We start from the raw sequence: 22,198 nt of genomic DNA on the forward strand, positions 1-22,198 counted from the left end.
CGACGGCGCCCGCGCGGCGGAGCCGCATGTCGATACGGCCCCGCCCCCTGTCCGGGCACATCCTCGGGCTAATCGCTCCCGGGCTGGACGGGCCCCGCCCGGTCCAGCAGGCCCGTCCGGGCGGCCAGCGCGGCGGCCTCGAGGCGGGAGCCCACGCCCAGTTTCATCAGGACGCGTTGGACGTGGGTGCGAGCCGTGGACGGGGCGATGCCCATGCCCGCCGCGATCAGGCGGGTGTCCTCGCCGTCGGCCACCCGGACCAGGACCTCGACCTCCCTCGGGGTCAGCATCTGCAACAGGCGCTGGCCCTCGTCGTCCGGCTGCGCCGCCGGATTGAGCAGTTCGTTGAACGCGCCCTGCAACAACTGCGGCGCCACGGCCGCCTCGCCCGCCCGCGCCTTCATGATGGCCCGCTCGACGCCCTCGATGCGCTCGTCGTGCCGTACGTAGCCCGAGGCGCCGGCGGCGAACGCGGCCGCTATCCCGCGCGGGCTCGGCACCGGGCCGAGCACCAGCACCGCCACCTGCGGGCGCTCCCGCTTGATGCGCACCACCGGGTCGAAGGCGCCCGGCTCCGCGGGTGCCGCCGTGCCCAGCAGGCACACCTCGGGCGCCCTGCTGATCACCAGGTCCGCCGCCCCCGCGGCGGGCGCCGCAGCGGCGAGCACCCGGTGTCCCCTCAGCTTCAGAGCCGAGGCCAGCGCCTCGGCGAGCAATCGGTGGTCGTCGACCACCATGAGCCGCACTCCCATCGAGCAACCCCCCAGTCCCCCCCGTGGATGCCCACTATGGATGCCCACTGGCCCGCATGGACAGAAGTCCCCCGGCGCACCCCCTGTCCTTCATGCCCCCGGAAGCTACACGCTTGTTCGACATCGCGCTTCCCCTACCGGCCAGAAGTGCCCCGGATTACGGAAATCCCGCCCAATGGCGCCTGATGACGGGTACGTGAAAGGCCCCGCACCCGAACAGGAGCGAGGCCTTCGCCGTGCGCCGCGTACGCGCTACTTGGCGCCGAAGCCGAGCGCGGTGTACGACTTCTGATCGGCCGTGAACGGCTTGCCGACCAGGTCCTTGCCGAGGAACAGCCGGCCGTCGGTGTAGAGCAGCTCGGACGTCTTCGGCACCATGCTCATGATCGCGCCCAGCACCTCCCGGGAGGCCGGGGTCTCCAGCAGTCTCGTCTGCTTCAGAGATCCGCCGTCGACCGAGACCACCTGGGCGCCCTTGTTGTACGGGCCGCTCTTGTACGCCAGCACGTTCCCGCCGTCCATGCGGATCGGGAAGATGTCGTAGCCGTCGCCGGCGTCGATCCGGTCGCCGGTGGTCTTCCCGGTGGCCAGCGAGAACGAGATGATCTCGTTGGTGCGGGCGCCCTGTGCCGAGCCGTCGTGGTCGTTGGTCGGCACGTACAGCTTGTCGTTGCCCACCGTGATCGCCTGGCAGTCGTGCACCTTGCCGACGCCGCAGTGGTGCCCGTACTTGCCGTCCTCCAGCGCGATCTTCGTTCGCAGCCCGCCGGTGTCGTCCAGCGAGAAGACGTCCGTGGCGCCGGAGGCGGTGATGCCGCCCGAGTCGACACCGAACACCACCGGCTTGGTGGAGATCACCTTGGCGTTGTCGATGCCCTGGGGGAGCTTGTAGCTCCACCTGGCGCCACCCGTCCTCGGGTCGAGCAGCTGGACCTCGTACGACTCCTTGCCGAAGGGGCCGCACTTGCGCACCGCGACGAGCTGATCGCCGCCCGCGTAGCCGACGTCCGTGCAGGAGCCCCTCTGGTGCTGCCACAGCACCTTGCCGGTGGTCAGGTCGAAGGCGGCACCGCCGTAGAGGCCGGCGCCGGCGGCGACCGTCGTGCCGCTGATCGAGACCTCACCGAACGGGACCGGGGCACCACCGGTGCCGACCGATTTCGTCCACAGCTTCTTCCCGGTGGCGACCTCGAACGCCGTGACGTCGCTGCACGGCTTGCGGTCCCGCACGTCGGCCCGCTTGCCCGACTCCGAGACCACCGCGGCGATCCCCGAGGAGCTGATCTCGGGGGAGCCCGCGCAGGTCTGGCCGTTCAGCGGCAGCGTCCACTTGGTCGCGCCGGTGTCCGGGTCGTAGCCCACGATCTTGTTGATGCCGGCCTTGGCGTAGACGGAGTCGGTGAGCCAGGAGCCCGCGACGTTGTCGAGCTCCTGTCCGTCCGTGATCCGCGGCGCCGGGATCCGGAAGAGGACCTTGGCGCTGGGGTCGGCCGGCGCCTTCTCCTTGCCGGAACCGGAACTTGCACCGGAGCCGGTGCCGCTGCCCTGGCCGCCCTGGCCGCTGTCGGCACCGGACGCGGAGCCGCCGCCCGTGTCGCTGCCGGAGGAGCTGTTCGCGTACCAGGCCCCGACGCCGACGATCAGCGCGATGGCCGCGACCGCCGCGACGACGATCCACAGCGTGGCGCTCGGCCCCTTGCGGCCGCCGCCCGGGGTCCCGTGCGGAGGTACGGGGATCATCGGCGGCTGCTGATAGCCGTAGCCGGGGTGCTGGTTCGGGTAGCCGTACCCGGGCTGCTGGGCATACCCGTATCCCGGTTGCGGCGGGGCCGGTGGCTGCGGGTAGCCGTAGCCGGGTCCCTGGGCGGGCGGCGGGGGTGCCTGGGGCGGCGGCTGGGGTGCGCCGAAGCCGCCCGGCGGCGGGGACTGCGGGGCGCCGAAACCACCGCCCGGGGCCGGGTTCTGCGGGGCGCCGAAACCACCGCCCGGCGGCGGCTGGTGGGGCGGCGGGGGCGGCTGGTGGGGAGGGGGCGGCGGCTGGCTCATGGCGTGAGGACCTCGAATGACACAGGAACAGTGGGCGGGGACGGGCGGGTCGGCGGACCGCTCACTTGCCGTAGGCCAGCATCAGCTTCTCCTTGGACCGGGTACCGCCGGTCAGCCGGGTGGTGGAGAGGTAGAGGCGCCCGTCCACGTAGTCGATCGCCTTGGAGAAGAAGCCGCTCTCGACCTGCGCGGCGCCCGCCGGGTTCTGGAGCAGCTTCGCCGCGGTGTGGCTGCCGCCTGCCGTCGCGATGGAGACGACCTGGCCGCCCGTGTCGTACGACGGCTCGACATACGCGATCAGATGGGTGCCGTCCATCTTGAGCGGGAGCATCGACTCGTCCGCCGGGGACTTCACCCGCCACTTCTCCTTGCCGGTGTCCAGGCTGATCGCGACGATCTCGTTCGGGCCGCTCTTCGCGTCGGTCGGCAGGTACAGGGTGCTCGCGTCCGCCACGGCGCCCGTGCAGCCCTGCAGGTCACGATTGAGGATGGCCCAGCCGCACTGCGGAGCGAAGGACTCGTTGACGTCGAGCTGGGAGCGCAGGCTGCCGTCGCTCTTCAGGGTGGAGACGTTCCACCGCGTCTTGTCCTCGTTGGTGAGGTAGAGGACGACCGGGTCGACGGAGTAGATGCGGGCGAGCGTCCAGCCCTTGGGGATCTTCTTGGTCCACTTCGCCCTGCCGGTCGTGGGGTCGAGCTCCTGCACCTCGTCGTGCGGGTCGGAACCGCCGGCGCCGCAGGAGGCGACCGAGAGGAGCTTGGCGCCGCCCGCGAACGCGGTCGGGAAGCAGGCCGCGCCGTACCGCTGCTTCTCCCACAACTTCTTGCCGGTGGCCACGTCGTACGCCAGGCCGGACTGCGCGCGGGCGACCAGCAGGGTCCTGCCCGTGACGGTCAGGTCGACGGCGAGCGCGCTGTCGAACAGGGCACCGTCGGCAATCTGCGCGCTCCAGCCCTTCTTTCCGGTGTCGAGGTCGATCTCCTGGATGTGGTTGCACTTGGCGCTGTCGCTCACGCCGCTCATGTAGGCGACCACGACCTTGTCGTCGGCCGTCTTCTGCGGAGTGACCGCGCAGATCTTCTGCGGGAAGGAGATCGGGTTCCAGGCGGGGCTGCCGCCCGCGACGTCGTAGGCGAAGACCTGCTTGTACGCGGCCTTCACCGCCGTCCTGCCGGTGATCCACATGCCGGGGGCGTCGGCGCCGTGACCGGGCGCGTCGGGCGCCTGCTGGTACCAGAGGACCCTGTCCTCGCCCGACCTGCGGCCCTGGTTGAGGTTCTCCGGGTCCGCACCGCCGCTGCCACCGCCCGCGTCGGCCGGGGCGGAGGCGGTGGAGGACGGCCCTGAGCTCTGGTTCTTGCCGGCGGTGGGCTCGTTCTCCCCGCCGCCGCTGACCGCGTACACGGTGCCGCCTATGAGGACCAGCACGGCGACGGCGGCGCCCACGACCAGCGCGGGCTTGCCCTTGAAGGGGTTGCTGGAGCCGCCGCCGGGGGGCGGGAGGGGCGCGCCGGGGAACTGGTGCGGCTGCTGCGGGTAGCCGTAGCCGGGGTGGGGAGCGGCGTAGGGGCCGGACTGCTGGGCGTACGGACCGGGCTGACCGCCGTACGGACCGGGCTGACCGCCGTACGGACCCGGACCGCCGTACGGGCCCGGACCACCGTACGGGCCCGGCTGCGGATAAGCGCCTGGCTGCTGATACGGGCCGGAAGGCGGCGGCTGCGGCGGCTGTGGCTGTGGCTGTGGCTGTGGCTGCGGGTGGCCGTACCCCGGCTGGGGTGGGGTCGCGGGGGGCTGGACGGGCGGCGGCGGGGTCGCCTGCCGGGGGTCCTGCGGGGCACCGGAACCGACCTGCGGCGGCGGATTCTGCGGTATCCCGGAACTGCCCCCATGAGGCGGCCGGCCGGGCGGCTGAGTCATCAGCGCTTTCCCCCTCAAAACTGATGCGTCCCCACGCCCGTGGTGCTCGTTTCCGCCACGCCGGTGGTACTCAGGCTGTTCTCAGACGGACCTTTCTATCACTGGGACGTCCTCGAACACGGGGCCGGTCCTGCCCCTGTTCCCAAGGGAGGACCGGCCCGTGATGCCCTCGTTACGCGCCTTCCCGCGCCACTCGCGGCGCGCGCACCGTGCCCGCCAACACCTAGGCGTCCTCAGCGAGTTCGAGCCAGCGCAGCTCCAGCTCCTCGCGCTGACCGGCCAACTCCCGGAGCTCCGCGTCCAGTCCTGCGACCTTCTCGAAGTCCGTGGCGTTCTCGGCGATTTGCTCGTGGAGCCTGGACTCCCGCTCGGAGATCTTGTCCAACTGCCGCTCGATTCGCTGGAGTTCCTTCTTCGCGGCCCGGGCGTCGGCGGCGGATGCGGCGGGCCTGGCCACGGCGGGTGCCGGTGCCGCGGCCGCCGCTGCCGCCTCCTCCATGCGGTGGCGCCGCTCCAGGTACTCGTCGATACCGCGGGGCAGCATCCGCAGCGTGGCGTCGCCGAGGAGGGCGTAGACCTTGTCGGTGGTGCGCTCGACGAAGAAGCGGTCGTGGGAGATCACGACCATCGAGCCGGGCCAGCCGTCGAGGACGTCCTCGAGCTGGGTGAGGGTCTCGATGTCGAGGTCGTTGGTGGGCTCGTCGAGGAAGAGGACGTTGGGCTCGTCCATGAGGAGGCGCAGCAGCTGCAGCCGCCGCCGCTCGCCGCCGGACAGGTCGCCGACCGGCGTCCACTGCTTCTCCTTGTTGAAGCCGAACGTCTCGCACAGCTGCCCGGCGGTCATCTCGCGCCCCTTGCCGAGGTCGACGCGCTCGCGGACCCGCTGCACGGCCTCGAGGACCCGCCAGGTGGGGTCGAGTTCGGCGACCTCCTGGGAGAGGTAGGCGAGTTTGACGGTCCTGCCGACGGCGATCCGGCCGCCCGCGGGCTGCTGCTCGCCCTCGCTGCGGGCGGCGTCGGCCATGGCGCGCAGCAGGGAGGTCTTGCCGGCGCCGTTGACCCCGACGAGGCCGATGCGGTCACCGGGGCCGAGCTGCCAGGTGACGTGCTTGAGCAGCACCTTCGGGCCGGCCTGGACGGTGACGTCCTCCAGGTCGAAGACGGTCTTGCCGAGCCGTGAGGAGGCGAACTTCATCAGCTCGCTGCTGTCGCGGGGCGGCGGCACGTCCTTGATCAGCTCGTTGGCGGCCTCGACGCGGAAGCGGGGCTTGGAGGTGCGGGCGGGGGCGCCGCGCCGCAGCCAGGCGAGTTCCTTGCGGACCAGGTTCTGCCGCTTGGTCTCCTCGGAGGCGGCGATGCGCTCCCGCTCGGCGCGGGCGAAGACGTAGTCGGAGTAGCCGCCCTCGTACTCGAAGACCTCGCCGCGCTGCACGTCCCACATGCGGGTGCACACCTGGTCGAGGAACCAGCGGTCGTGGGTGACGCACACCAGCGCGGAGCGGCGCTCGCGCAGGTGCTGGGCGAGCCAGGCGATGCCCTCGACGTCGAGGTGGTTGGTGGGCTCGTCGAGAACGATCAGGTCCTGCTCGGCGATCAGCAGCTTGGCGAGCGCGATACGGCGCCGCTCGCCGCCGGAGAGGGGACCGATGACGGTGTCGAGGCCCTGGGGGAACCCGGGCAGGTCGAGCCCCCCGAACAGGCCGGTGAGCACGTCGCGGATCTTGGCGTTGCCCGCCCACTCGTGGTCGGCCATGTCCCGGATGACCTCGTGGCGGACGGTGGCGGCCGGGTCGAGGGAGTCGTGCTGGGTGAGCACGCCGAGGCGCAGTCCGCCGGAGTGGGTGACACGGCCGGTGTCGGCCTCCTCCAGCTTGGCGAGCATCCGGATCAGGGTGGTCTTGCCGTCGCCGTTGCGCCCGACGACCCCGATCCGGTCCCCTTCGGACACGCCGAGCGAGACGCCGTCGAGGAGGGCACGGGTGCCGTACACCTTGCTGACGTTCTCGACATTGACCAGGTTGACGGCCATTTCACTCCTGACGCGGGGATCGATCAGCCTTCAAGCGTAGGGCCTCCGGGGGAGGGGGCGGGGCGCGTGGGGGTCGTCACTCTTCGTGGTGACGTGGTCGGTGATCGACGGCTACGGTGGGAAGGCAGGCCGCAGGATCCCGTCCATGGGAGGAACCATGACTGCCGAGCCGATCTCCGAGGCCGCCGTGCCCGACGCCGAGCCGACCTCGCGGTGGCCGGTGCCTCCGGCGGACGGCTGGACTGTGGACGACCTGTTCACCCTGCCCGACCTCCCGCCGCACACCGAGTTGATCGACGGGAGCCTGGTCTTCGTGAGTCCGCAGCGGGATTTCCACAGCATTGTCATCGACCTGCTGGTGGGTGGCCTCCGCCGTACAGTACCTCCGAGGTTCAAGGTCCGCCGCGAGATGACCGTGGTCATCGACCGCAAGAACGGGCCCGAGCCGGACATCTCCGTGCTCCATGGGGAGGCGGTCACCGGCCGCAGCCAGACGTTGTTCCGGGCCGCCGACGTCGTCCTCGCCGTGGAGGTGGTCTCGCCGGATTCGGAGTCCCGCGACCGTGACACCAAGCCCCGCAAGTACGCCGCCGCGGGGATCGACCACTTCTGGCTGGTGGAGATGGTGGGAGAGGAGGAGCGGCCGGTCGTCTACGTGTATGAGCGCGATCCGGTGACCAAGAGCTACACGGTCACCGGCATCCACCACGACCGGCTGAAGGTCTCCGTCCCGTTCGAGATCGACATCGACCTGTCGGAGATCGACTCCCTCTGAGGCGTCCGCCCGTCAGAGAACCGTCGCCCCCGCCACCGGCCCCGCCGCCACCCGCACCGCTCTGCATGTCCCCGACGCCCGCAGGGCCTCGGCCACCTTCTCCGCCGCCTCGGCATCCCGCGCGAGGAACGCCGTGGTAGGCCCGGAGCCGGAGACCAGTTCGGCCAGCGCGCCGGCCTCCCGCCCCGCCTCCAGCGTCTGAGCCAGTTCCGGGAACAGGGACAGCGCCGCCGGCTGAAGGTCGTTGGAGACTGCGGCGGCCAGCGCGTCCGCGTCGCCCTCGGCCAGCGCCTCCAGCAGCTCCGCTGAAGCCACCGGCTCCGGAACCTCCCGCCCCTGTGCCATTCGGTCGAACTCCCGGAAGACCGCCGGGGTGGACAGGCCCCCCTCGGCCATCGCGAACACCCAGTGGAACGTGCCCCCGACCTCCAGCGCCGTCAGCTTCTCGCCCCGCCCGATGCCCAGCGCCGCCCCGCCCACCAGGCTGAACGGCACATCGCTGCCCAGCTCGGCGCAGATCTCCAGCAGTTCCTCGCGCGAGGCTCCCGTGCCCCACAGCGCGTCGCACGCCAGCAGTGCGCCCGCCCCGTCCGCGCTGCCGCCCGCCATGCCCCCGGCGACCGGGATGTCCTTGGCGATGTGGATGTGCACGGCCGGATCAAGGCCGCGGCGTTGCGCGAGCGTCAGCGCCGCCCGCGCCGCCAGGTTCGTACGGTCGAGCGGCACCTGCGCGGCGTACGGTCCCGAGCAGGCGACGCGCAGCTCGTCGGCCGGGGTCACCGTGATCTCGTCGTACAGGCCGACGGCCAGGAAGACGTTCGCCAGGTCGTGGAAGCCGTCGGGGCGGGCACCGCCCACCGCGAGCTGCACGTTCACCTTGGCCGGGACGCGAACCCTGACACTCACTTACTCGGACTCCCTGTGCTCGGCGATACGCGCGAACTCCTCCACCGTCAGCGACTCGCCCCTCGCCTGCGGTGAGATGCCGGCGGCCACGAGCGCCGTCTCCGCCGCCGCGGCCGACCCCGCCCATCCGGCGAGCGCGGCCCGCAGCGTCTTGCGCCGCTGGGCGAACGCCGCGTCCACGACCGCGAACACCTCGCCCTTCGACGCGGAGGTCTTGATCGGCTCGGCGCGCCGCACCAGCGAGACCAGCCCGCTGTCGACGTTGGGCGCGGGCCAGAAGACGTTGCGCCCGATGGCCCCGGCGCGCTTGACCTCCGCGTACCAGTTGGCCTTCACGGACGGCACCCCGTACACCTTCGACCCGGGCGCGGCGGCGAGCCGGTCGGCGACCTCGGACTGCACCATCACCAGCGTCCGCTCGATGCTCGGGAAGGTGTCGAGCATGTGGAGCAGGACGGGGACGGCGACGTTGTAGGGCAGGTTCGCGACCAGCGCGGTGGGCGCGGGGCCCGGCAGCTCCCGGACGTGCAGCGCGTCGGAGTGCACCAGCGCGAACCGCTCGGCGCGCTCCGGCATGCGCGCCGCGATGGTGGCGGGCAGCGCCCCCGCCAGCACGTCGTCGATCTCGACGGCGGTGACGCGCTCCGCGACCTCGAGGAGCGCCAGCGTCAGCGAGCCGAGCCCTGGTCCCACCTCCACGACGACGTCGTCGGGCCGCACGTCGGCGGTGCGGACGATGCGCCGCACGGTGTTGGCGTCGATGACGAAGTTCTGGCCGCGCTGTTTGGTGGGGCGTACGCCGAGGGCCGCCGCCAGCTCACGGACGTCGGCGGGGCCCAACAGGGCGTCGGGGGTGGGGCTGCTCACGGGGCAAGCCTACGGGGCGGTGCCCGGGCCCTGAGCCGGTGGCACCGTCACCGGTACAGCCGCGACCCGCAGTGCGGCCACGGGCTGGTCCCCTGGCGCGTGAACAGCTTCTTCGCCCGGTACGTCTGCTCCTCCGCGGGTGCGTCCTGCGGCCGGCCCGAGCCGCCGAGGCTGCGCCAGGTGCGCCGGTCGAACTGGTAGAGGCCGCCGTACGTGCCCGACGGGTCCACCGCGTGCGCACGGCCGCCGGACTCGCAGGCCGCGAGCCCCTTCCAGTTCAGGTGCTCCGCCCCCTCCACCAGGTCCGGGCGCGGCTTGGTGCCGATCCGGACGAGCTGGGTCTGTGGCTGCCGCACCACCTCGTCGCTGATCCGCCGCGGTCTCTCCTTCACGCCGTTGACGGTGCGCAGGGCGTACGTGACCCGGCGCGCGCCCGCCTGCCCGGGCCGCGCGACCACCTCCGTGCCCTTGAGCAGGTTCGGGTCCTTGGTGCGCCGTACGTCGAACGCGATCGGTTCCTCGCGGACCTCCTGGGAGCCCATCACCCGCAGCACGGTCACCGTCTGCCCGTCGCGCGGGAGGCTGTCCGGTGCCACGGACGTCGCGTCCTGCCGGTAGAGCACGACCCCGGCCTGGGCGACGGCCTCGCGGACGGTCGCCGCGTTGGTCCGGATGGTGCGGGCCTGACCGTCCGCGAGGACCGTCACGGTGCGCTCGGTGCGGACGTCCAGCTCGAGCCCGACCCGGCCGATCCTCTGGGAGCGCGAGGTCGATACGTAGGCGCCCTCCGCGCGCACCCCGAGCTGCTGGAGCGCGGCATCCACCGTGGGCGCCGTCGTCCACACCTCGCGCTGGATGCCGTCGATGGTGAGCCGCACGGGGCGGCCGTAGCGCACCGCGACCTCCTCGCCGCTCATGAGCGGTGTCCCGGGCGCTGGGGCGACGAGGTCGTGATCGCCGACCTTCACGCCCTGCTGGGCGAGCAGCTCGCCGACGTCGGAGGCGAAGGTGTGCAGCGTGCGGGTGCGGCCGTCCACGGTCAGCTCGACGGCCTTGTCGTTGGCGACGAACGCGGTGGTGCCGCCGGCGAGGAACGCGACGACGAGCGCCTGCGGGATCAGACGGCGCATGGAGTCGGGGCGTGCGCCGCCCTTTCTGCCGCGCGCCGCGTGCCGGGCCTGGGCGCGCCCCGAGGGGCGCGGGGCGGCCTCCGGCTGCCTGCGGGGCGGGTGGACCGTTGTCTCCGTGACCCTCGCGGCCGCGCGGGCACGCGCCTCGTACGCGGGCCGGTACGTGTCCGGGTGGGCGCGACCGGGGGCCTCACGGTCCTGATACGCCCCGTACGGCGAGTACTGCCGGTTGCTCACGACGACACGCTCCAGAGAGGTTCCGACACGGCGACCAGAACCTAGCGGCTGGTCGTCACTCTCCAAAGCAACGTCGTTACTCGGTGTCGCGACACGGGCCCCCGGTGGACACCCCGGCCGGGCGGGTCGGTCAGTACGCGAACGCGCGGGCCGTGTTGCGCGCGACGGCCGCCGCCAGCGCGTCCTCCTCGACGCCCTTCACCGCGGCCATGGCGCGGACCGTGACCGGAATGAGATAGGGCGCGTTCGGCCGTCCGCGGTACGGCGCGGGCGTCAGGAACGGCGCGTCGGTCTCCACCAGGACGAGGTCGAGGGGCGCCACGGCGAGGGCGTCACGCAGCGGCTGGGCGTTCTTGAAGGTCACGTTGCCGGCGAACGACATGAAGTACCCGTTCCGCGCACACACCTCGGCCATCTCGGCGTCACCCGAGTAGCAGTGGAAGACGGTCCGCTCCGGCGCGCCCTGCTCCTTGAGGATGCGCAGCACGTCGGCGTGGGCCTCGCGGTCGTGGATCACCAGCGCCTTGCCGTGCCGCTTGGCGATCTCGATGTGGGCACGGAAGGAGCGCTCCTGGGCGGCCTTGCCCTCGGGCCCGGTGCGGAAGTAGTCCAGCCCGGTCTCGCCCACGCCCTTGACCTGCGGCAGGGCGGCGAGACGGTCGATCTCGGCGAGCGCCTCGTCCAGCGCCGCGTCCCCGCCCGGCTCCCGCGCGCCTTGCCGGGACCGCCCTCCCCCAGCCCCATGGGGCTGGGAGGTGCCCCCAGGATCGCCGTGCACGATGCGCGGGGCCTCGTTCGGGTGCAGGGCCACCGCCGCGTGCACGGAGTCGTGGGCCGCGGCCGTCTCGGCGGCCCAGCGCGAGCCCCGCACATCGCAGCCGACCTGCACGACCGTCGTCACACCGACCGACGCGGCCTTGGCGAGGCCCTCCTCCACCGTGCCGGACTGCATGTCGAGGTGGGTGTGCGAGTCGGCGACGGGCACGCCGAGGGGCGCGGGAAGCGGCGGCGGCGCGTTCTTTGCGGACTGGTCGGACGCTCGGGAAGGCATGCCCCGATCCTACGAAAGGGGCATGCTGCGCCCGTGGCCTGCCTCACGGCAGGACCGTCAGCCCGCCCTGCGGTGGTTCTGGAACGGGTGGAGCAGGTCCGACAGGTGCCAGTGGTGGTGGCCGTCGGTGCCCTCCGGCTGCGTGCGCGGCGCCTCACGGTCCTCGCCGTCGGCCTCCCGGGCCGGGGCATGGTGCCGGTGCAGGGAGTTCTGCACGGAGGACACCTGGCCCGGGCGCATGATGCGCACCACGTGGCTGTCGCAGTTGTGGCAGGACGGGCGGCTCAGCGGCGAGGGGACGACGCGGCCGTTCGCCACGTACATCACGAACTCGTTGCCGTCCGCGTCGAGGTGGTGCTCTATCTCGTACGACTGTTCCCAACCGTGCCCGCAGCGCATGCACGCGAAGGAATAGGACTCGTGGACGACGGCGGTCGCCGCGCTGCGGTCGGGCTGCCCTGTGACCTGGCCGGCCGCTGTGGCCTGGCCGGTCCGCCCTGATATCTCACTCATTCCAGCTCCTCTTGTCCGCTGGACAAGCGCCTCCGCGGTGCGGGCTTCCCCCCGGAACCCCGCGCGGCCCCACGGTGGCGAGGGACGGGTGCGTCCCTGTCCCCCAGTGGACGCCTTCACGAGCGGGAACGGGAGCGGACCTGTCGAGTGTTGGGGGCGATTTGGACTTCGCTTGCCAAACTCACCCGATCGCCCCACTCCGGCTTTGCCTTCGGCGACAGCCCTTTGCCGCCCTATGGGGCGCACGCTCAGGAGAGATGCGCCCTGCTCAGAGCGGGTATGAGCCCCCTCACAGGGGTATCCGGCGATCATGAATCCGGCGATCACGACGGCCCGCGTCGCCAGGACGCCGCACCGAGGGGGCGGGACCGCCCGCCGGCCGGGAGCGGGAGCGCCGGGGCTCAGCCCGCCGCGTTCGCGTTCTTCGCCGCCACCACCGCGTCGAAGACCTCCCGCTTGGGCAGGCCCGCCTCCGCCGCGACCGCCGCGATGGCCTCCTTGCGGCGCTCCCCGGCCTCCTCCCGGACGCGCACCCGGCGCACCAGCTCGGCCGCGTCCAGCTCCTCGGGGCCCTTCTCGCCGGCGCCCTCCACCACGACCGTGATCTCGCCCCGTACGCCCTCGGTGGCCCACGCCGCCAGCTCCTCCAGCGAGCCGCGCCTGACCTCCTCGTACGTCTTGGTCAGCTCACGGCACACCGCGGCCCGCCGGTCGCCCCCGAACACCTCCGCCATCGCGGCGAGCGTGTCGTCGAGCCGGTGCGGGGCCTCGAAGTACACCAGGGTGCGCCGCTCCCCGGCGACCTCGCGCAGCCTTGACAGCCGCTCCCCCGCCTTGCGCGGCAGGAACCCCTCGAAGCAGAACCGGTCCACCGGCAGCCCGGACAGCGCCAGTGCGGTGAGCACGGCGGACGGCCCCGGCACGGCGGTCACCCGGATGTCCTTCTCCACGGCGGCGGCCACCAGCCGGTACCCGGGGTCCGACACGGACGGCATCCCCGCGTCGGTGACGAGCAGCACCCGCGCCCCGCCTGCCAGAGCCTCGACCAGCTCCGGTGTCCGGGCGGACTCGTTGCCCTCGAAGTACGACACGACACGCCCCGTCGGCTGGACGTCCAGCGCCTGGGTGAGCCGGCGCAGCCGGCGCGTGTCCTCGGCGGCGATCACATCGGCGGTGGCCAGCTCCTCGGCGAGCCGCGGCGGCGCGTCCGCGATGTCCCCGATGGGGGTTCCGGCGAGGACCAGGGTTCCGGTCGTAGTCCCAGGTGCAACTGTCACGTTTCCATCCTCGCAGGCGCCGTACGCGGGACTCACACAGACGTGTTCCCTACGATGGCGCGGTGACCAGTACCGCGTCCTCCACGGACACCTGGCAGGGCCAGGCCGCCGAAGAGCCGCCGCCGTCGTGGCAGCAGCGGCTGCGCCGTTTCGGTTACGCGGCGCGCCCGAGAAGCGACGTCCGCGACCGGCTCGTGCCGCCGTACAACCGGCCCAGCCCGCGCATCTGGACGGCGATCGGCCTGCGGCCGGACGTCGCCGAGCGGATCACGCGCTGGTCGGCGTGGGGCGGCCCGCTGCTCGTGACACTGCTCGCGGGGCTGATGCGGTTCTGGAACCTGGGCAGCCCCAGGGCGGTGATATTCGACGAGACGTACTACGCGAAGGACGCGTGGGCGCTCGTCCACAACGGGTACGAGGCGAACTGGGCCAAGGACGCCAACGACCTCATCCTTCAGCACAACGGCCATGTGCCGGTCCCGACGGACGCCGCGTACGTCGTGCATCCGCCCGTCGGCAAGTACGTCATCGGCCTGGGCGAGCTGATCTTCGGCTTCGACCCGTTCGGCTGGCGCTTCATGACGGCCCTGCTCGGCACGCTGGCGGTGCTGCTGCTGTGCCGTATCGGCCGCCGCCTGTTCCGGTCCACCTTCCTGGGCTGCCTGGCGGGCGGGCTGCTGGCGGTGGACGGGCTGCAGTTCGTGATGAGCCGCACCTCGCTGCTCGACGGAGTGCTGGAGTTCTTCGTGCTCGCGGCCTTCGGCTGCCTGCTCGTCGACCGGGACAGAGCGCGCGCCAAGCTGGCGGCGGCCCTCCCCGTGGACGCGGACGGCCGGGTGCGCCCGGACGCGCACACCGCCGAGACCACCCGCCTCGGGTGGCGTCCGTGGCGCTGGCTGGCGGGCCTGATGCTCGGCCTCGCGATCGGCACGAAGTGGAACGGCCTGTACTTCCTGGCCGCTTTCTGTGTGATGGCCCTGCTGTGGGACGTGGGCGCGCGCCGGGTCGCGGGCGCCCGCCGCCCTTACGTCACGGTCCTCAAGCGGGACACGGGCCTGACCTTCCTGGCGACGGTCCCGGTCGCGCTCGCGGTGTACCTCGCCTCCTGGACCGGCTGGATCATGTCCCCGGCCAACGGCTCCGGCGGCTACTTCCGCAACTGGGCGGCCACCGACGGCAAGGGCGGCGACTGGACCTTCCTGCCCGACTGGCTGCGCAGCCTGTGGCACTACGAGCACGAGGTCTACCTGTTCCACGTCGGTCTGACGTCGCCCCACACGTACCAGTCGAACCCGTGGAGCTGGATCGTGGTGGGCCGCCCGGTCTCGTACTTCTACGAGTCCCCGAACCCGGGTGAGGCGGGCTGCCCCACGGACGCGGGCGAGAAGTGCGCCCGCGAGGTCCTCGCACTCGGCACCCCGCTGCTGTGGTGGGCGGCCTGTTTCGCACTCGTCTACGTGCTGTGGCGCTGGGCGTTCCGCCGCGACTGGCGGGCGGGCGCCATCGCGTGCGGTGTCGCGGCCGGCTACCTGCCCTGGTTCCTGTACCAGGAGCGCACGATCTTCTACTTCTACGCGGTCGTCTTCGTGCCGTTCCTGTGCCTTGCGGTCGCGATGATGATCGGCGCCCTCCTCGGCCCACCCGGCGCGGACGAACGCCGCCGGATCGCGGGAGCGGCGGGCGCGGGCGTCCTGGTCCTGCTGATCGCGTGGAACTTCATCTACTTCTGGCCCATCTACACGGGCACCGCGATCCCGATCGACTCCTGGCGGGCGCGGATGTGGCTGGACACCTGGGTCTAGCTGGGCGGACACATCACGAGGGCGCGGCGGCCAGCCGCGCCCTCGTGGTCGTTGTTGGTCGTTAGTGGCTGCTGCTGGCCCCCCTCGGACGGCCCGGAGACGGCCCGGCTCGGAACAACCAACAGACCCACAGAGGCCCAGAGGCCCCCCGGGATGCCGCGCCCCGCGGCAGCGGGGAGCAGCTCTTTTACCAAGTTGACTGCTTGGCTGCTGCACCTTCTCTAACGTAGGTACCCGGTACGGCGCGCAACGCATGGGGAGGGCGACTTGCAACCGTTGTCACGCGAGGAACTTCTGACGGCGCACTCAAGTGATGAGGAACGACAGAAGATCCTCCGCCTAGTTACCCTGAGCGACATCTTGGGCTACTGCATTATTGCGCGAGACTACAAGCCCCCCACATTTTTGAATGACCAGATCAAGCTTACTCCATATGGAATGGAGAAGGTTCAAAACTTCGCTCGCAAGAGAATCCCCATTCCAGAAGCACGAGCGATTTGTTTCCTGGAATTTTCCTGGGTCGATCTACTTGTAGACCCGATGGCAACTGACGTTAGGAACGTCCAGAAAGCTATCAGCAAGCAGATCAAGGACAGATCGATCATTTTCCCGTTCATCTTCGGGCGCGAGCTGTATGACAAAGCATACGAAAAGATCGACTCGGACGATCGAACGCTGGACCTTGCGGACACTCTCGAATTTCTCGACGGCACACCCCAAGGCGTATTCCAACTGCATGAATACGTAACCGGTCCCTTTGGCCTACTCAACAGCAAGCAACTGCGGTTCTATCAGCCCCAACGGGAGGCTAATCTGCTGCATTGCAGCGACACCAACTGCCACAGGATCCACAAAGTGCAATTTTCGACGGCCTCAGAAGCCCCTGTCAATAAGCACCGCGTCGAAGCAGTGCGCGTCCTCCAACGAGATAGCGAGATTCCGAGCGCGTGGGCCTCCTTTATTGCAGAGGTTTTTAAGGAAACCGTGCACCCAGCCCGTGACAACGTGAGCGAAACCCTCATTCCACTGTTGGGCGATTGTCTCACGAACGCGGAGATTAGCGCCCTCACAGCTTGGCTGCTCGACAACACTCAGGGGGCTCTTCGGGAAATCTGCTCAGAGCTCAACATCCACGGCAGTGCGAACAACATTGTGGACGGGATGGACCGCGCGCAGTTGATGCAACTGTGCCTGACGATGAGCGACCGTGACATTATCCAAGGAATTGACACTCTGGTTCACGAGGGCGTCATTAGCGTGCCTCCCACAGAAGTGCGCGTACCTCCCATTAACGGCGATTCCAGCTTCGGCACATTCCAGATGTCCGCGGAGCTAGGGAGCCATGGCGTGAGAATCGTGTCCGACAGGTTGAATCTAGCTCCGCTGCGCCTCCGTGACCTGATTGAGAAGATGTACAGGCTAACGGACGTCGGGGACCGCGAAGAGTTGGAGTGGCAACTCCGAACGGCCACTGGGGAAACCTTGGAGGCGCGGCTTGAGAACTACCTTCGGGAACAGGAACCGCGCGCCGTCGTAAAGAGCCTCGTGCTTGCCCGTAAAAGCAATGCAGTAGCGGCCTGCGAGCTTCTGGGGCTGCGAGAAGGAGCAGTGGAGAGTGAAGATTTCATCTCACTCGTCCTCTGGAAGCTCGGCTTCACGTCCTCATCGAGCGGCGATCCTCATGCCGACTTTTGGCGGCACCATGAAGACATGGAACGAATGGCACGGTTGGGACCCGGGGGCCCCATGTCGCCCTCTGTCGAGGAGTTCCGTAGCGCCGCCGTGAACTACTTCGTAGCCCTAGAGAACGCCCTCGATGACGCCATATCTTTCGTGATCTGGGCGCTCATCCACGACCATGTTACCGACCGCCGGCCGTTCGTATTCGAACCGGAACGCCAGCGCGCCGAGTCTTACCGGTGGCTCCAAAGCTCTGTCACCAGGAAGGGTGATACTGAACTCACCTACGGCGACAAAAACTCGCTGTATGCCCTGTGTCGCGGATTTCAATGCATCGGCTCCGAGCTTCAGGTAATTGCAGCGGATAGAGACGCCTATCAGCGGGCTTCCTCGGATTTCCCCGACTGGGTGAGTCAGCAGTCTCTTCAGCGCTTCCCCTTCTCCCACGTCATCCCCTTCCTGGACCTGACGGACGATTCTCGTGAAGCGATCATAAAGAACCTCCAAGAGATCAGCCGGATGCTCGTCTCAGAAAAGGTCTACGATGCAAGAAACAACTGGCTTCACGGAGGCAGAAAAGATCTCGACTTCGCAAACGTCAGGTCGGCTCTCCTGGCAGTGCGAGGAGCGATGCAACTGTTGGAGGACTGTGGCTTCGTCCGTATCACCTTCGCCGCTACAGAGCGAAGGTCAGACGGACTTGGCCGAAGCGTCACGACGATCGAGAACGCTCGTGGTGTATCGCTGGAAGTGCACGCGCCTTCACCATTCGCCTGGCTAGGGCTGCCAAGTGTCTATGAGCAAGTACATGTGATGACGGCTGCGTGCTTCGCCGCCCCGAACAACTTCCTGCGTTTCGTCTCAGAAAGTAATTCTCCATACGCAGAGATGTGGGGGGATTACCCAAGGCGCAAGCCTCGCTCGCAGAGGGCAAGACACGCCCTAGAGGGAGTGGCAGGAGGGTCTAGGGAACAAGGGATTCCCGGAGACACAGGGCTCTCCGCACTCCCGTAGTTCCCTGCGAGCACTAAGCCGTCATCAGAGACCCGGACTCTTTGTCCGGGTCTCGAACCCGTGAAGAAGGTTGTAACTCAGTCGCTGGCTCGCCGCCGGCACTCGCCTGTGAGACGCGCGGGCGGTCGGTGCAGTCCTGCCGCCAGCGCTGGCCTCACACGTCAGGACGGGCGGCAACGTCGGCTGGCAGGAGTCGACTGGTGAAGCCGTCGGCACACAGCCGCTCGTAGGCGGCAACGACGGAATTCGGCACTTCCTGGTCGATGGCCAGACCCAAGCCGGGGAAGACGAGCACGCGTTGCAGGGCGCCCACGATCATGTCGATCACCATGCGAGCGTCTCCGATGGAGTCGGCGTAGTCCGCCAAGCCCAGCGGCGTGGACGCGCACACTACTTCGATCTCGGGCCAGAGCTTTCGCATCATGGCGTACGAGCGTCGCTCTTCGTACGGCTTACTCACGAGCAGGACGGACGAGACCTTGACGCCGGCCTCTGCCAGCACCGCTTTCGTGAACGCGATGTTCTCACCGGTGTTCGTCGCGTGCGGCTCCAGGAGCACGGCCGAGTCGGGCACGCCGAGCTGCAACGCTCGCTCCCGGTAGTGGACAGCCTCACCGCGTGGCATACGCGCCCGGGTCGTGGGGCTGGTGGACCCCGTGAACACGATGACCGGCGCCATGCCCTGGTGATACAACTCCGCCGTCACGTCAGCCACCCCTAGATCGTGACTGCCCAGACCGACGGCCACCGAACAGGGCCGTGGATCGTGGTGCATGTGGTGGTAGTCCCACAGAAGCCGGGCATCCACCCGCGCCTGTGCCGAGATCATTCCTGCCCCCTCTTCTCGTGTGCTGAGTCCGGAACCTTGAAGTCGTACTCCCAGGCGAATCGAGAAGCCGAGTGGACGCCCACCGCGAACTCGACCACCGTGCCGTCTGCCGTATACGTGGTCCTGTGCAGCTCGACTACGGGTTCACCGACCGGGAGCTGTAGGAGCTGCACTTCGTCAGCCGTGGGGTTGCGGGCGAACAGGGCCTCTCTCATGTGGTCGATCTCGTATCCGGCGTCGTAGAGGACCCGGTACCCACCACCACGGCCGGCAGGGCCCGGGGTCGGGTCGACGATGCGCGTCCCCTCGACGTGCTCCGGCCTGTAGTAGCTGGTCAGAGTGTGAGTCGGCTGCGTTCCTTCCTTCACGAGACGTGCTCGCGCGTATACCTCGGCGCCAACTGGGACGCCAAGCCCCTCTGCTACAAGGCTGTCCGCCTGGACGCGGCTCACGGTCTGCGTCTGCTCATCGCGCTTGTAGGCGCGACCCGATGCGACGCGGTCAGCGATGAACGCGACCTCGTCGCCGTCGCGCCACTTCGCCTTGTCGTACCGTGCGATGCCGAGCCGCTTGAGCGGAGTACGCGGACGCACCACGGTGCCGTGTCCGCGCGTCGAGGTCACGAGACCTTCAGCCTCCAGAGCCTTGTACGCCTTGTGAACGGTCTCCTTGGAGCCTTCCCCCGCCTCTACTAGGTCTCTGATCTGGGGCAACTGGGCGCCCGGCGGATACTCACCGCTCTTGATCTGCTCCGCGAACCTGTCCGCCAGGTCGCGCCACTTCGGTGCCACGCAGAACTCCTCTCGACGCGAACCAGTGAAGCACAGTCCTAGGACTGTTGACAGTCCTAGGACTGCATGCCATCGTCTTCTCAGGCCGCTCGCAGTCCTAGGACAGCGAGCAGGAAGGGGCCTCGTTTGGGCTGACTTCAGGCCGTGCGGTTCGGGATAGCTCTCCTCCACGTGGGGCCCTGAGCTGCTGGGTCCTTGACAACTTCACACAGGGAACTGCCGGTAACCCGTGGTCCGCCTGCCCGAAGGGGTCGAAACAAGGCGGAGAAGACCGGCGTGCCCCGTACGGCAGCCCGACCGGTTCGAGTCCGGTCCGGGGCACTGCGGCCCCTCGCTCATGGCCGCTCTTTCCACTGCATCCCAGATGCAGCATCACCCGTGAGACGGGAGATCTCGTATGAAGCGCAGCTACCGCTTCACCGCCACCGTCACAGACCTCGACACCGGCAAGCGGGAGCAGGTCACGGACACGGCGCAATTCGACCACCCAGTCAGCAGGGCGGACGCCTTGACCGCGATCCGCAACGAGCTGAGCCGTCAGCGGCGCCCCGGTACCGGAATCACCATCACCGACTGACCACCCACCCACAACGGCGCGCGCCCCGGAGCGGCAACTCCGGGGCGCTGTTCGGGCCGTTCCACTGCTGAGAGGAACCACGACCCAATGAGCCACATCGTCACTGTTCAGGACGTTGTTACCGCGTTCGCCGACTGGATGGAGCCGACGGACGCGGAGCTGAACGCCATCGAACAGGAGATGCCCGCGATCCTCGCGGACGTCGACCTGATCGACGCACAGATCATCACGCTGGACCGCACGCCGACCGACCTGGACACCCAGCGCATCCGCCGCGCCCGGCGCCGCCTGCTCGCCGCCCGCCGGGACCTGGCCAACCGCACGACAGGCGCGAGCATGCCGGGGGGCGCCGCGTGAGCGCCAAGATGAGCGCGAAGACCGTGCTGCCCGCCGTCGCGATGACGGCCGTGTCCATGGTCCTCACCCTCGCCGTAGTCGTGATGTGGCTCGGGCAGGCGGTGCCGTGGCCCGTCGCCCTGGTCGTCGGTCTCGGCATCGACGGAGGATGGCTGGCCACCCTCGCCTACGAACGCCGCCTCGCCGCGCAGGGCGACCACAGCCACGCGGTCACCGCCGTCGGCTGGTTCTTCGGCCTGGTCGCCGCCGGGGTCCTGGTCGCACACGCGCTCACCGCCGACGGCTCCGCCCGCGCCGCGTGGCTGGCCGTCGCCTGGCTCCCGATCGCGGCCAAGGCACTGTGGCTGGTGCACGGAATGTGGGAGCGCACCGCCCTCACCCCGGCCGCGCTGGACGCCATCCGCGGTATCCAGCAAGAAGCCCGCGACGAAGCGGCCGTGGCCCGCGCCCGACTGAGGGCCGAAGCCACCACCGAGGAGACCCGGCTGACGGCCGTGACGCAGGCAGGGGCCCGCGTCGCACGCGTACAGGCCAAGACCGCACAGACCCTCTCGCGAGCGTGGTCGACGCTGGAGACGACCCGCAGCGGGGAGGACACCGGAAGGGCGCTCACCAGCGTGACGAACCGCGTCACGCCCGGAGTCACGCCCCGCTGGGAACTGCCCGTGTGGGGCCCCACGGAGCCCGTTCCCGCGCTGGACTCCGGACCCGCGCTCACCGACGAGGCCCTTGACGCCCTGGTCGAGGAGATCCGTCACAGCGAAACCCCCGCCCTGTCCTACCGGGAGATGGCCACCCGCTTCCGCGCGGCAGGCCACTCCGCCTCCGAGGTCCGCCTGCGGGCCGCGTGGAAGCGCGTGGCCGCGTGATGGGGGCGCTGCCGGTGTTCCGGTGGCGCCTGGCCCCGGACGGATACGCCACCCGCCGACAGCTCCGGGCGCGCGGTCTGCGCCCCGGCGGTCAGGACGTGGCCGCTCAGCTCGAACGGCCGCGCCGTCGTCGTGGGCCGCTGGTCGCCTACCTCTACCGCCTCGACCTGGCCCAACCTGTCCGGCCGATGACGCCGGCGAAATGGGCGGCTCTGGCCAAGGCCAACGCCGCTCGCCGCACCTGCCCGCAGTGCCGCAGCGATGCGGGCTACGTCATCCCCACTTCGCTCGGCACCTGTGTGCCCTGCGCTTTCCCTTCTACCTCGCCTAGGAGTGCGTGATGGGCAAGCCCGATACCCGCCGCCTGGACCGGGAGATCCGGCAGGCCAACCGCAAGTTGGAAGCGGTCCGCGAGCGCGAGATGTGGCCGCTGAACGGATCCGAACGGCGCGCCATCCTCGCCGCGCTGGCCGGCGGCACCTACCGGATCGCCCGGGGGCGCAGCACGGACCGCGCTGACCGGCGGTTGGAGAGCGCGTGGAGCGCGGCGGAGACCCGGCTCATCGCGGAGATCACCGCCCTGCACACCGAGCGGCAGCGGGTTGTGAACGAGGCCGCTGCCGCCAAGGCCGCGAAGAAGTCCTCCAGCTGGTGGTGACCGGACGGGCGCTACGCGCCTGCGTCGTCTGACCCCGCGCTTCTGATCGGGGTGGCCGCACCTTGCCACGGACCCGGCCACCCCGACCCTTCAACTTCCCGCCCCTTTCGGGGCAGT

The 22,198-nt window shown here is 69.9% G+C and carries 20 protein-coding genes; 8 read left to right on the plus strand and 12 right to left on the minus strand.

Annotation, left to right across the window (positions count from 1 at the left end):
* Nucleotides 1-68 precede the first annotated feature (68 nt).
* The 4 genes from N8I84_RS17305 to N8I84_RS17320 all read right to left on the minus strand — a co-directional run bounded on the left by N8I84_RS17305 (nucleotide 69) and on the right by N8I84_RS17320 (nucleotide 6,748).
* Entirely contained in the window at nucleotides 69-752 is a 684-nt protein-coding gene (locus N8I84_RS17305; RefSeq protein ID WP_263230371.1) for a helix-turn-helix transcriptional regulator, read from the minus strand.
* Nucleotides 753-1,004: 252 nt separating this feature from the next.
* Nucleotides 1,005-2,798 carry an outer membrane protein assembly factor BamB family protein gene (locus N8I84_RS17310; RefSeq protein WP_263230372.1) on the minus strand — a complete coding sequence of 598 codons (1,794 nt, stop codon included), beginning with the start codon at nucleotides 2,796-2,798 and terminating at the stop codon, nucleotides 1,005-1,007.
* Between the two features lie 61 nt (nucleotides 2,799-2,859).
* Nucleotides 2,860-4,719, minus strand: coding sequence for a PQQ-like beta-propeller repeat protein (locus N8I84_RS17315; protein ID WP_263230373.1), 1,860 nt, complete (start codon nucleotides 4,717-4,719; stop codon nucleotides 2,860-2,862).
* Nucleotides 4,720-4,942: 223 nt separating this feature from the next.
* Nucleotides 4,943-6,748: an ABC-F family ATP-binding cassette domain-containing protein gene (locus tag N8I84_RS17320; RefSeq protein ID WP_263230374.1), complete on the minus strand. Its 1,806-nt coding sequence runs from the start codon at nucleotides 6,746-6,748 to the stop codon at nucleotides 4,943-4,945.
* A gap of 157 nt (nucleotides 6,749-6,905) precedes the next feature.
* Between N8I84_RS17320 and N8I84_RS17325 the strand changes: the two genes are divergently transcribed.
* The gene (locus N8I84_RS17325) at nucleotides 6,906-7,523 is read left to right on the plus strand and encodes a Uma2 family endonuclease (protein ID WP_263230375.1); all 618 of its coding nucleotides are present in this window, start codon (nucleotides 6,906-6,908) and stop codon (nucleotides 7,521-7,523) included.
* A 12-nt stretch (nucleotides 7,524-7,535) separates the two neighbouring features.
* Here the strand turns inward: N8I84_RS17325 and N8I84_RS17330 are convergent, their stop codons facing one another.
* From N8I84_RS17330 to rsmI, 6 genes are all read right to left on the minus strand, one after another.
* The gene (locus tag N8I84_RS17330) at nucleotides 7,536-8,429 is read right to left on the minus strand and encodes a 4-(cytidine 5'-diphospho)-2-C-methyl-D-erythritol kinase (protein WP_263230376.1); all 894 of its coding nucleotides are present in this window, start codon (nucleotides 8,427-8,429) and stop codon (nucleotides 7,536-7,538) included.
* Nucleotides 8,430-9,296, minus strand: coding sequence for a 16S rRNA (adenine(1518)-N(6)/adenine(1519)-N(6))-dimethyltransferase RsmA (rsmA, locus tag N8I84_RS17335; RefSeq protein ID WP_263230377.1), 867 nt, complete (start codon nucleotides 9,294-9,296; stop codon nucleotides 8,430-8,432).
* A gap of 47 nt (nucleotides 9,297-9,343) precedes the next feature.
* Nucleotides 9,344-10,663, minus strand: coding sequence for a resuscitation-promoting factor (locus tag N8I84_RS17340; protein ID WP_263230378.1), 1,320 nt, complete (start codon nucleotides 10,661-10,663; stop codon nucleotides 9,344-9,346).
* A gap of 130 nt (nucleotides 10,664-10,793) precedes the next feature.
* On the minus strand, nucleotides 10,794-11,714 hold the full coding sequence (locus N8I84_RS17345; RefSeq protein ID WP_263230379.1) for a TatD family hydrolase: 921 nt from the start codon (nucleotides 11,712-11,714) through the stop codon (nucleotides 10,794-10,796).
* A gap of 57 nt (nucleotides 11,715-11,771) precedes the next feature.
* Nucleotides 11,772-12,227, minus strand: a complete 456-nt coding sequence (locus tag N8I84_RS17350; RefSeq protein WP_263230380.1) for a hypothetical protein — start codon at nucleotides 12,225-12,227, stop codon at nucleotides 11,772-11,774.
* Between the two features lie 401 nt (nucleotides 12,228-12,628).
* Nucleotides 12,629-13,504 carry a 16S rRNA (cytidine(1402)-2'-O)-methyltransferase gene (gene rsmI, locus N8I84_RS17355; protein ID WP_263230381.1) on the minus strand — a complete coding sequence of 292 codons (876 nt, stop codon included), beginning with the start codon at nucleotides 13,502-13,504 and terminating at the stop codon, nucleotides 12,629-12,631.
* Nucleotides 13,505-13,566: 62 nt separating this feature from the next.
* Between rsmI and N8I84_RS17360 the strand changes: the two genes are divergently transcribed.
* Together N8I84_RS17360 and N8I84_RS17365 are read left to right on the plus strand one after the other, a co-directional pair.
* Nucleotides 13,567-15,306: a dolichyl-phosphate-mannose--protein mannosyltransferase gene (locus N8I84_RS17360; protein ID WP_263230382.1), complete on the plus strand. Its 1,740-nt coding sequence runs from the start codon at nucleotides 13,567-13,569 to the stop codon at nucleotides 15,304-15,306.
* A 276-nt stretch (nucleotides 15,307-15,582) separates the two neighbouring features.
* Nucleotides 15,583-18,000, plus strand: coding sequence for a hypothetical protein (locus tag N8I84_RS17365; protein ID WP_263230383.1), 2,418 nt, complete (start codon nucleotides 15,583-15,585; stop codon nucleotides 17,998-18,000).
* A gap of 154 nt (nucleotides 18,001-18,154) precedes the next feature.
* On the opposite strand, the gene N8I84_RS17370 is transcribed toward N8I84_RS17365, so the two are convergent.
* On the minus strand, nucleotides 18,155-18,829 hold the full coding sequence (locus N8I84_RS17370) for a YdcF family protein (RefSeq protein WP_263230384.1): 675 nt from the start codon (nucleotides 18,827-18,829) through the stop codon (nucleotides 18,155-18,157).
* Nucleotides 18,826-19,620: a GntR family transcriptional regulator gene (locus tag N8I84_RS17375; RefSeq protein WP_263230385.1), complete on the minus strand. Its 795-nt coding sequence runs from the start codon at nucleotides 19,618-19,620 to the stop codon at nucleotides 18,826-18,828. Before N8I84_RS17375 ends, N8I84_RS17370 begins: the two co-directional genes overlap by 4 nt.
* Before the next feature lie 397 nt (nucleotides 19,621-20,017).
* Here N8I84_RS17375 and N8I84_RS17380 point away from each other — a divergent pair, with 397 nt between their 5' ends.
* From N8I84_RS17380 to N8I84_RS17400, 5 genes are all read left to right on the plus strand, one after another.
* Entirely contained in the window at nucleotides 20,018-20,197 is a 180-nt protein-coding gene (locus N8I84_RS17380) for a hypothetical protein (RefSeq protein ID WP_263230386.1), read from the plus strand.
* 87 nt (nucleotides 20,198-20,284) lie between these two features.
* A complete protein-coding gene (locus N8I84_RS17385; RefSeq protein WP_263230387.1) occupies nucleotides 20,285-20,554 on the plus strand; it encodes a DUF6284 family protein in 270 nt (89 codons plus the stop codon).
* Nucleotides 20,555-20,562: 8 nt separating this feature from the next.
* Nucleotides 20,563-21,423: a protein spdB gene (locus N8I84_RS17390; RefSeq protein WP_263234792.1), complete on the plus strand. Its 861-nt coding sequence runs from the start codon at nucleotides 20,563-20,565 to the stop codon at nucleotides 21,421-21,423.
* Nucleotides 21,423-21,764, plus strand: coding sequence for an RRQRL motif-containing zinc-binding protein (locus tag N8I84_RS17395; RefSeq protein ID WP_263234793.1), 342 nt, complete (start codon nucleotides 21,423-21,425; stop codon nucleotides 21,762-21,764). Before N8I84_RS17390 ends, N8I84_RS17395 begins: the two co-directional genes overlap by 1 nt.
* A complete protein-coding gene (locus N8I84_RS17400) occupies nucleotides 21,764-22,081 on the plus strand; it encodes a hypothetical protein (protein ID WP_263230388.1) in 318 nt (105 codons plus the stop codon). The genes N8I84_RS17395 and N8I84_RS17400 overlap by 1 nt, the downstream gene beginning before the upstream one ends.
* Nucleotides 22,082-22,198: the final 117 nt, after the last annotated feature.

This window comes from Streptomyces cynarae, from assembly GCF_025642135.1.
GTDB lineage: Bacteria > Actinomycetota > Actinomycetes > Streptomycetales > Streptomycetaceae > Streptomyces > Streptomyces cynarae.

What these genes read in the sequence shown, in the direction of transcription:
- N8I84_RS17305 (WP_263230371.1), bottom strand. Translation starts at nt 752, where the DNA reads ATGGGAGTGCGGCTCATGGTGGTCGACGACCACCGATTGCTCGCCGAG.
- N8I84_RS17310 (WP_263230372.1), bottom strand. Translation starts at nt 2,798, where the DNA reads ATGAGCCAGCCGCCGCCCCCTCCCCACCAGCCGCCCCCGCCGCCCCAC.
- N8I84_RS17315 (WP_263230373.1), bottom strand. Translation starts at nt 4,719, where the DNA reads ATGACTCAGCCGCCCGGCCGGCCGCCTCATGGGGGCAGTTCCGGGATA.
- N8I84_RS17320 (WP_263230374.1), bottom strand. Translation starts at nt 6,748, where the DNA reads ATGGCCGTCAACCTGGTCAATGTCGAGAACGTCAGCAAGGTGTACGGC.
- N8I84_RS17325 (WP_263230375.1), top strand. Translation starts at nt 6,906, where the DNA reads ATGACTGCCGAGCCGATCTCCGAGGCCGCCGTGCCCGACGCCGAGCCG.
- N8I84_RS17345 (WP_263230379.1), bottom strand. Translation starts at nt 11,714, where the DNA reads ATGCCTTCCCGAGCGTCCGACCAGTCCGCAAAGAACGCGCCGCCGCCG.
- N8I84_RS17350 (WP_263230380.1), bottom strand. Translation starts at nt 12,227, where the DNA reads ATGAGTGAGATATCAGGGCGGACCGGCCAGGCCACAGCGGCCGGCCAG.
- N8I84_RS17370 (WP_263230384.1), bottom strand. Translation starts at nt 18,829, where the DNA reads ATGATCTCGGCACAGGCGCGGGTGGATGCCCGGCTTCTGTGGGACTAC.
- N8I84_RS17380 (WP_263230386.1), top strand. Translation starts at nt 20,018, where the DNA reads ATGAAGCGCAGCTACCGCTTCACCGCCACCGTCACAGACCTCGACACC.
- N8I84_RS17385 (WP_263230387.1), top strand. Translation starts at nt 20,285, where the DNA reads ATGAGCCACATCGTCACTGTTCAGGACGTTGTTACCGCGTTCGCCGAC.
- N8I84_RS17390 (WP_263234792.1), top strand. Translation starts at nt 20,563, where the DNA reads ATGAGCGCGAAGACCGTGCTGCCCGCCGTCGCGATGACGGCCGTGTCC.
- N8I84_RS17395 (WP_263234793.1), top strand. Translation starts at nt 21,423, where the DNA reads ATGGGGGCGCTGCCGGTGTTCCGGTGGCGCCTGGCCCCGGACGGATAC.
- N8I84_RS17400 (WP_263230388.1), top strand. Translation starts at nt 21,764, where the DNA reads ATGGGCAAGCCCGATACCCGCCGCCTGGACCGGGAGATCCGGCAGGCC.